Source organism: Kitasatospora sp. NPDC036755 (assembly GCF_040636595.1).
Classification (GTDB): Bacteria; Actinomycetota; Actinomycetes; order Streptomycetales; family Streptomycetaceae; genus Kitasatospora.
The window spans coordinates 36,167-42,825 of record NZ_JBEZUT010000030.1; the positions used below are offsets into that span (position 1 = coordinate 36,167).

The following is a 6,659-nucleotide window of genomic DNA, read 5'->3' on the forward strand; positions in this document are numbered from 1 at the left end:
GGCGGGCCGCCGGCCGAGCCGTGCGGGGCGGGGCTCAGATGAGGCCCAGCTCCTGGACCGCGTCGCGCTCCTCGGTCAGCTCCTTGACCGAGGCGTCGATGCGGGCGCGCGAGAAGTCGGAGATCTCCAGGCCCTGGACGATCTCGAACTTGCCGTCCTTGGTGGTGACGGGGAAGGAGGAGATCAGGCCCTGCGGAACGCCGTACGAGCCGTCCGAGACGACACCCATGGAGGTCCAGTCGCCCTCGGCGGTGCCGTTGACCCAGGTGTACACGTGGTCGATGGCGGCGTTGGCGGCCGAGGCGGCCGAGGAGGCGCCGCGGGCGTCGATGATGGCGGCACCGCGCTTGGCGACGGTCGGGATGAAGTCGTTCTCCAGCCAGGCCAGGTCGCTGCCGACGGCCTCGAAGGCCGGCTTGCCGGCGATCTCGGCCTGGAAGACGTCCGGGTACTGGGTCGCGGAGTGGTTGCCCCAGATGGTGACGCGCTTGATGTCGGAGACCTGGGCGCCGGTCTTGGCGGACAGCTGGCCGAGGGCGCGGTTGTGGTCCAGGCGGGTCATCGCGGTGAAGCGCTCGGCCGGGACGTCCGGGGCGTTGCGCTGGGCGATCAGGGCGTTGGTGTTGGCCGGGTTGCCGACGACCAGGACCTTGATGTCGTCCGCGGCGTGGTCGTTGATGGCCTTGCCCTGCGGGCCGAAGATGCCGCCGTTGGCCTGCAGCAGGTCACCGCGCTCCATGCCCGCGGTGCGCGGACGGGCACCGACCAGCAGCGCGACGTTGGCGCCGTCGAAGGCCTCGGCCGGCTTGTCGGTGATCGTGATGTCGCGCAGCAGCGGGAAGGCGCAGTCGACGAGCTCCATGGCGGTGCCCTCGGCGGCCTTGAGGCCCTGCGGGATCTCCAGGAGGCGCAGGTTCACCGGCACGTCGGCGCCGAGCAGGTGGCCCGAGGCGATGCGGAAGAGCAGCGCGTAGCCGATCTGGCCGGCCGCGCCGGTGATGGTGACGTTGACGGGGGTGCGGGTCATTTCTACCTTCTCCAGCAAATCGCCAGGCGCCCCAGGCACACCGGCACTGGAGCCAGGATGATCTCTCGATATCGAGAGACCGGCGTCAGGTTATCGCAAAGGGAAGCGTACGCCGGGTGTCCCGGCATGGCTGATGCGTCACAAAAGAAAGGCGGCCCCCGCCCGGGCCCTGGGTTTCCACGGGCCGGGCGGGGGCCGTCACGGCCCCGCGCGGAATCAGTGCCTCGGCCGGCCCATCAGCTGGCCGATGTTGTCGAGCAGCGGGATCTGCAGCCACGGGTTCGGCTGCGCCACCAGGGTCAGCAGCACGATCGACAGGCCCAGGAAGCTCAGCACGATCACGTCGGTGAAGCGGCTGCGCACCGCGAGCATCCCGACCTCGGGCAGCACCATCCGCAGCACCGCGCCGAGCAGCACGCCGGCGCCGAGGATCAGCAGCCCGTACTTGAAGCCGTCCTTGAAGTCGGCGAACCAGGTGACCGCGAGGCCGGCACCGACGACCAGCAGGACCAGCGTGATCGGCCACTGCCGCACCGGCAGGGTGTGATCGCGTCCGAGGGCGGCGGCCGAGCCCTCGGGCGGCAGGGTGCCGGTGGTCTTGACCGGCCTTCGGCGGGACTCCGCCGGTCGCGGTTCAGTCATGCTCGCCGTCCCTGGGGTGTCAGATGCCGGCGCGGCGCTCGGCCGCCTCGACGATGTTGTTGAGCAGCATCGCGCGGGTCATCGGGCCCACGCCGCCGGGGTTCGGGGAGATCCAGCCGGCCACCTCGGCCACGCCCGGGTGGACGTCGCCGACGATCTTGCCCTCGCTGCGGCTGACGCCCACGTCCAGCACCGCCGCGCCCGGCTTGACGTCCTCCGGCTTGACCAGGTGCGGCACGCCGGCGGCGGCCACGATGATGTCGGCCTTGCGCAGGTGGGCGCCGAGGTCCCGGGTGCCGGTGTGGCACAGGGTGACGGTGGCGTTCTCGCTGCGGCGGGTCAGCAGCAGGCCGATCGACCGGCCGACGGTGATGCCACGGCCGACCACGACCACCTCGGCGCCGTCGATCTCGACGTCGTGGCGGCGCAGCAGCTCGACGATGCCGAGCGGGGTGCACGGCAGCGGGCCCTCGATGCCCAGGGCGAGCCGGCCGAGCGAGGTCGGGTGCAGGCCGTCGGCGTCCTTGTCCGGGTCCATCAGCTCCAGGACCGGGTTCTGGTCCAGGCCCTTGGGCAGCGGCAGCTGGACGATGTAGCCGGTGCAGGACGGGTCGGCGTTGAGCTCGCGGACGACGTTCTCGACGTCCTCCTGGGTGGCGGTGGCGGGCAGCTCGCGCTGGATCGAGGCGATGCCGACCTCGGCGCAGTCCTTGTGCTTGCCGTTCACGTACCAGCGGCTGCCCGGGTCGTCGCCGACCAGGACGGTGCCGAGGCCGGGCGTGACGCCCTTCGCCTTGAGGGCCGCCACGCGGGCGGCGAGTTCGGACTTGATCGCGGCGGCGGTGGCCTTGCCATCGAGAATCTGGGCAGTCATGACCCCATTCTCCCGGATCCCCGGGGGTCTCCGTACCGAGGGCGGCCGACCGCTGCGGCGGCGGTTCCGGGGCGGCCCGACGGGCACCGGACGGGGGCCCCGGCAGGGGTCCGGACCGGGGCCCCGGCGGAGGGCCGGGCGGGGTGGCCGACAGGGTCCTGGCGTGGGCCGGACAGGTGGACGGGCGGGTGAACGGACGGGTACGAAGGTCCGCCGCACGTTGCGGTTGCGCCACAGTCTTGGCGCGGCGCGCGGAACCGGCTGGACAGCGCCCCGTCGTCCGGATGACGATAAGTGCGCATTCCCGCCGCAACACCGGCCCGGTGACGGGCCGACGGACCCCGCGGCGGGGCGTAACCGGGGGAAAGAGCCAGTGAGCCGACCACAGCAGAGCGAGCAGTCCGATCGCGGGGGCACCGTCCCGCCCGCGCCGTTCCGGTCCGCCGCCTCGCACCTCTGACGCTCACCGCTCCGTCGATCCGCGGCGCCCGTCACCGCCGCCGGGCTGTCACCCCGCTCCGCTGACGTCCCCCCTCCGGACGGTGGCCCGACCCACCGCCCGGCACCGGGCCGTCATCGTCCCGTCCCCGCGTCCCCGTAACTGCCCGGAGGCATCCATGAGTTACCCGCCCGACCCGAACAACCCCTACGGCCAGCCGCCGGCCGCCCCGGGCTACGGCTACCCCCAGCAGGCCCCGCCCCCGCCGCCGCAGGCCGCCGCGTACGGCTACCCGCAGGCCGCCCCGGCCTACGGATACGCCCCGATGGCCCCGCAGCCGTCCATGCCGGGTCTGGTGACGACCGCTCGGGTGCTGCTGTTCATCGTCGGCGGCACCCAGGTCCTGATGGCGCTGCTCTGCCTGCTCGGGGCCGTGGCCGCCAAGGGCGTCGTCAACCAGGAGAGCACGAGCAACGACGACATGATCGCCGCGATCGGCAACGCCGCCGCCGGCGTCGCGGCCGTCCTCGGCGTCGTGTTCGCGCTGGCCGCCGCGCTGTCCATTACCCTCGGCGTCAAGTTCGGCAAGGGCGGCAACGGCGTCCGGGTCACCACCATCGTCTACGGCTCGATCGGCGGCCTGCTCGGCCTGCTCGGTCTGCTCGGCTCGTTCACCGCCAAGGAGGGCCAGGCGGCGAACCTCGTCGTCGCCCTGCTGTGGGTGGCGATCAGCATCATCTGGATCACCGCCATGTGCATCCAGGACGGCGTCAACTGGTTCAACCGGCCGAAGTACTGACCGGTCGGCGAACCGACGGCAGAGCGGCCCGGCTCCCTCCTCGGAGGGGGCCGGGCCGCTCTGCCGTTCGGTCACGTCATCAGTGGAAGAAGTGCCGCGCGCCGGTGAAGTACATGGTCACGCCGGCCTCGGCGGCCGCCGCGACGACCTCCTCGTCACGGATCGAACCACCGGGCTGGACGATCGCCCGGACACCGGCCGCGATCAGGATCGCCGGGCCGTCCGCGAACGGGAAGAAGGCGTCCGAGGCCGCGTAGGCGCCCTTGGCGCGCTCGCCGGCCCGCTCGACCGCGAGCTTGCAGGAGTCCACCCGGTTGACCTGGCCCATGCCGACGCCGACCGAGGCGCCGCCCTTCGCCAGCAGGATCGCGTTGGACTTGACGGCCCGGCAGGCCCGCCAGGCGAAGGCCAGCTCGGCCAGCTCGTCGGCGGTCAGCGCCTCACCGGTGGCGAGGGTCCAGTTCGCCGGGTCGTCGCCCTCGGCGTGCACCCGGTCGGCGTCCTGGAGCAGCACGCCGCCGGAGATCGGGCGCACCTCCCGGCGGTTGGCCGGGGCCTCGGGGGCGAGCAGCACCCGCAGGTTCTTCTTGCGGGTGAGCACCTCCAGGGCGCCCTCCTCGTAGCCGGGGGCCACGACGACCTCGGTGAAGATCGGGGCGATCTGCTCGGCCAGCGCCACGGTGACCGGGCGGTTGACGGCGATCACGCCGCCGTACGCGGAGACCGGGTCGCACTCGTGCGCCTTGCGGTGCGCCTCGGCGACGTCGGCGCCGGTCGCGATGCCGCACGGGTTGGCGTGCTTGATGATCGCGACGGCCGGCTCGGCGTGGTCGTAGGCGGCGCGGCGGGCGGCGTCGGTGTCGACGTAGTTGTTGTACGACATCTCCTTGCCGTGCAGCTGCTGCGCTCCGGCCAGGCCGCCGGTGCCGTCGCTGTACAGCGCGGCGCCCTGGTGCGGGTTCTCGCCGTAGCGCAGCACGTTCTGCCGCTCCCAGGTCGAGCCGAGGAACTCGGGGAAGCCCGCGGTGTCGCTGGGCGCGTAGCCGTCCTCGAACCAGGAGGCGACGGCCACGTCGTAGGCGGCGGTGTGGGCGAACGCGGCACCGGCCAGACGCTTGCGGGTGGCCAGGTCGAAGCCGCCCTCCTGAGCCGCCTTCAGCACGTCGGCGTAGCGGGCCGGGTCGACCACCACGGCCACCGAGGGGTGGTTCTTGGCGGCGGCGCGGACCATGCTCGGGCCGCCGATGTCGATCTGCTCGACGCACTCGTCCGGGGTGGCGCCGGAGGCGACGGTGGCCTTGAACGGGTAGAGGTTCACCACGACCAGGTCGAAGGGCTCGACGCCCAGCTCGGCCAGCTGCGCGCGGTGCGACTCCAGCCGCAGGTCGGCCAGCACGCCGGCGTGCACGCGGGGGTGCAGCGTCTTCACGCGCCCGTCCAGGCACTCCGGGAAGCCGGTCAGCTCGGAGACCTCGGTCACCGGGACGCCGGCGGCGGCGATCCGGCCGGCGGTGGAGCCGGTGGAGACGATGGCGACCCCGGCGGCGTGCAGGCCCTGGGCCAGCTCCTCCAGACCGGTCTTGTCGTACACGCTGATCAGCGCGCGACGGATCGGACGAACGTTCTCCGAAACGGGCGTGGTGGTGGAGCTGGCACTCATGCCGGAATCCATACCTTTCGGTCCTCGATGCGGTGACCTTCGCGGGCCAGCCGGCCCACGACGTCGACGAGCAGCTTGCGCTCGACAGTCTTGATGCGCTCGTGGAGCGCGTCGCCGCCATCGGCGTGGTCGGCGTCGACGACCTCGACGACGCCCTGCGCGATGATCGGCCCGGTGTCCACGCCGGAGTCGACCAGGTGGACGGTGCAGCCGGTGACCTTCACCCCGTACGCGAGCGCGTCGGTGACGCCGTGGGCGCCGGGGAAGGAGGGCAGCAGCGCGGGGTGGGTGTTGACGATCCGCCCGGCGAAGGAGGCGATGAACTCGGGGCCGAGGATCTTCATGAAACCGGCCGTGACCACCAGGTCCGGCTGGTACTCGGCGACGGAGGCGGTCAGCGCACCGTCCCAGGCCGCCCGGTCCGGGTGGTCCTTCACCCGGTGCACGAAGGTCGGCAGGCCCGCCTTCTGGGCGCGCTCCAGGCCGACGATCCCGTCCCGGTCCGCGCCGACGGCGAGGATCTCGGCGCCGTACGCCGGATCGGCCGCGGCGTCGATCAGCGCCTGCAGGTTGGTGCCGGAGCCGGAGACCAGCACCACCAGGCGGGCCGGTCCGGGCGTACGGGGCGGGAAGTGCTGGGCGGGGGCGGCGGCCACTGCGCGTTTCTCCGTAGGTCGGGCGCCGTCCGCTGGTACGTCCACCGGCGGTGGGGCCACTACGAACGGCAGGTCGAGCGAGGGGGAACTCCGGGAAAACCCGCCGCGACGCGGACCCCGGGGAACCTCTGTGGGCTGCTGACCGTCACCACGATAACGGCTGGTCGGAGGGCCTCCGCACCCTCCCGGCGGCGCTACGCGCGTAGTTGAGACGGGGATCTCCTCCGGCCCGCCGCACCGCGGTTGCCCCGGCCCGCACCGGCCCGCCGGCCCACCCGTCCGGCCCCGCGGCACGGGCCGCCGGTGGCCCGACGGACGGCTGCGGGATCATGGGGGACGCGGGAGACCGCTCCGACGCGAGCCCCTCCGCACGAGCCCCGACCGAGAAGGAATGGCCGAACCCATGAGCAGCGGCGACGACACCGGCGAGCGCAACCCCTTCGCGCCGCCGCCGGCGGATGCCCCGGCTCGTCGAACGTCACCATGGGGGCAGGGTAGGGCAGGGCGCCGACAGCGTGCCGCAGGGGCGCGGACCGATCGGCCCGCGCCCCTGGTGCGTCCT

General features: G+C 73.0%; 6 protein-coding genes. 1 reads left to right on the forward strand and 5 read right to left on the reverse strand.

What is annotated here, in order from left to right; all coding sequences use genetic code 11:
- Window positions 1–34: 34 nt before the first annotated feature.
- The 3 genes from AB0E96_RS07305 to AB0E96_RS07315 all read right to left on the reverse strand — a co-directional run bounded on the left by AB0E96_RS07305 (window position 35) and on the right by AB0E96_RS07315 (window position 2,543).
- Window positions 35–1,027, reverse strand: a complete 993-nt coding sequence (locus AB0E96_RS07305) for a malate dehydrogenase (RefSeq protein ID WP_359819669.1) — start codon at window positions 1,025–1,027, stop codon at window positions 35–37.
- A gap of 216 nt (window positions 1,028–1,243) precedes the next feature.
- Complete coding sequence (locus AB0E96_RS07310) at window positions 1,244–1,669, reverse strand: DUF3017 domain-containing protein (RefSeq protein ID WP_359819672.1); 426 nt, start codon at window positions 1,667–1,669, stop codon at window positions 1,244–1,246.
- 19 nt (window positions 1,670–1,688) lie between these two features.
- On the reverse strand, window positions 1,689–2,543 hold the full coding sequence (locus AB0E96_RS07315; protein WP_359819675.1) for a bifunctional methylenetetrahydrofolate dehydrogenase/methenyltetrahydrofolate cyclohydrolase: 855 nt from the start codon (window positions 2,541–2,543) through the stop codon (window positions 1,689–1,691).
- Between the two features lie 617 nt (window positions 2,544–3,160).
- On the opposite strand from AB0E96_RS07315, the gene AB0E96_RS07320 reads away from it, so the two are divergent.
- On the forward strand, window positions 3,161–3,781 hold the full coding sequence (locus AB0E96_RS07320) for a hypothetical protein (protein WP_359819678.1): 621 nt from the start codon (window positions 3,161–3,163) through the stop codon (window positions 3,779–3,781).
- Window positions 3,782–3,860: 79 nt separating this feature from the next.
- Here the strand turns inward: AB0E96_RS07320 and purH are convergent, their stop codons facing one another.
- Both purH and purN read right to left on the reverse strand, forming a co-directional pair.
- Window positions 3,861–5,441 (reverse strand): bifunctional phosphoribosylaminoimidazolecarboxamide formyltransferase/IMP cyclohydrolase, encoded by a 1,581-nt coding sequence (purH, locus tag AB0E96_RS07325; RefSeq protein WP_359819681.1) that lies wholly within the window; start codon window positions 5,439–5,441, stop codon window positions 3,861–3,863.
- On the reverse strand, window positions 5,438–6,097 hold the full coding sequence (gene purN / locus AB0E96_RS07330; RefSeq protein ID WP_359819684.1) for a phosphoribosylglycinamide formyltransferase: 660 nt from the start codon (window positions 6,095–6,097) through the stop codon (window positions 5,438–5,440). The genes purH and purN overlap by 4 nt, the downstream gene beginning before the upstream one ends.
- Window positions 6,098–6,659: the final 562 nt, after the last annotated feature.

Excerpts from the sequence above, each read along its gene's own strand:
- AB0E96_RS07320 (WP_359819678.1), top strand. The coding sequence starts at position 3,161 with ATGAGTTACCCGCCCGACCCGAACAACCCCTACGGCCAGCCGCCGGCC.
- AB0E96_RS07315 (WP_359819675.1), bottom strand. The coding sequence starts at position 2,543 with ATGACTGCCCAGATTCTCGATGGCAAGGCCACCGCCGCCGCGATCAAG.
- AB0E96_RS07305 (WP_359819669.1), bottom strand. The coding sequence starts at position 1,027 with ATGACCCGCACCCCCGTCAACGTCACCATCACCGGCGCGGCCGGCCAG.
- purH (WP_359819681.1), bottom strand. The coding sequence starts at position 5,441 with ATGAGTGCCAGCTCCACCACCACGCCCGTTTCGGAGAACGTTCGTCCG.
- AB0E96_RS07310 (WP_359819672.1), bottom strand. The coding sequence starts at position 1,669 with ATGACTGAACCGCGACCGGCGGAGTCCCGCCGAAGGCCGGTCAAGACC.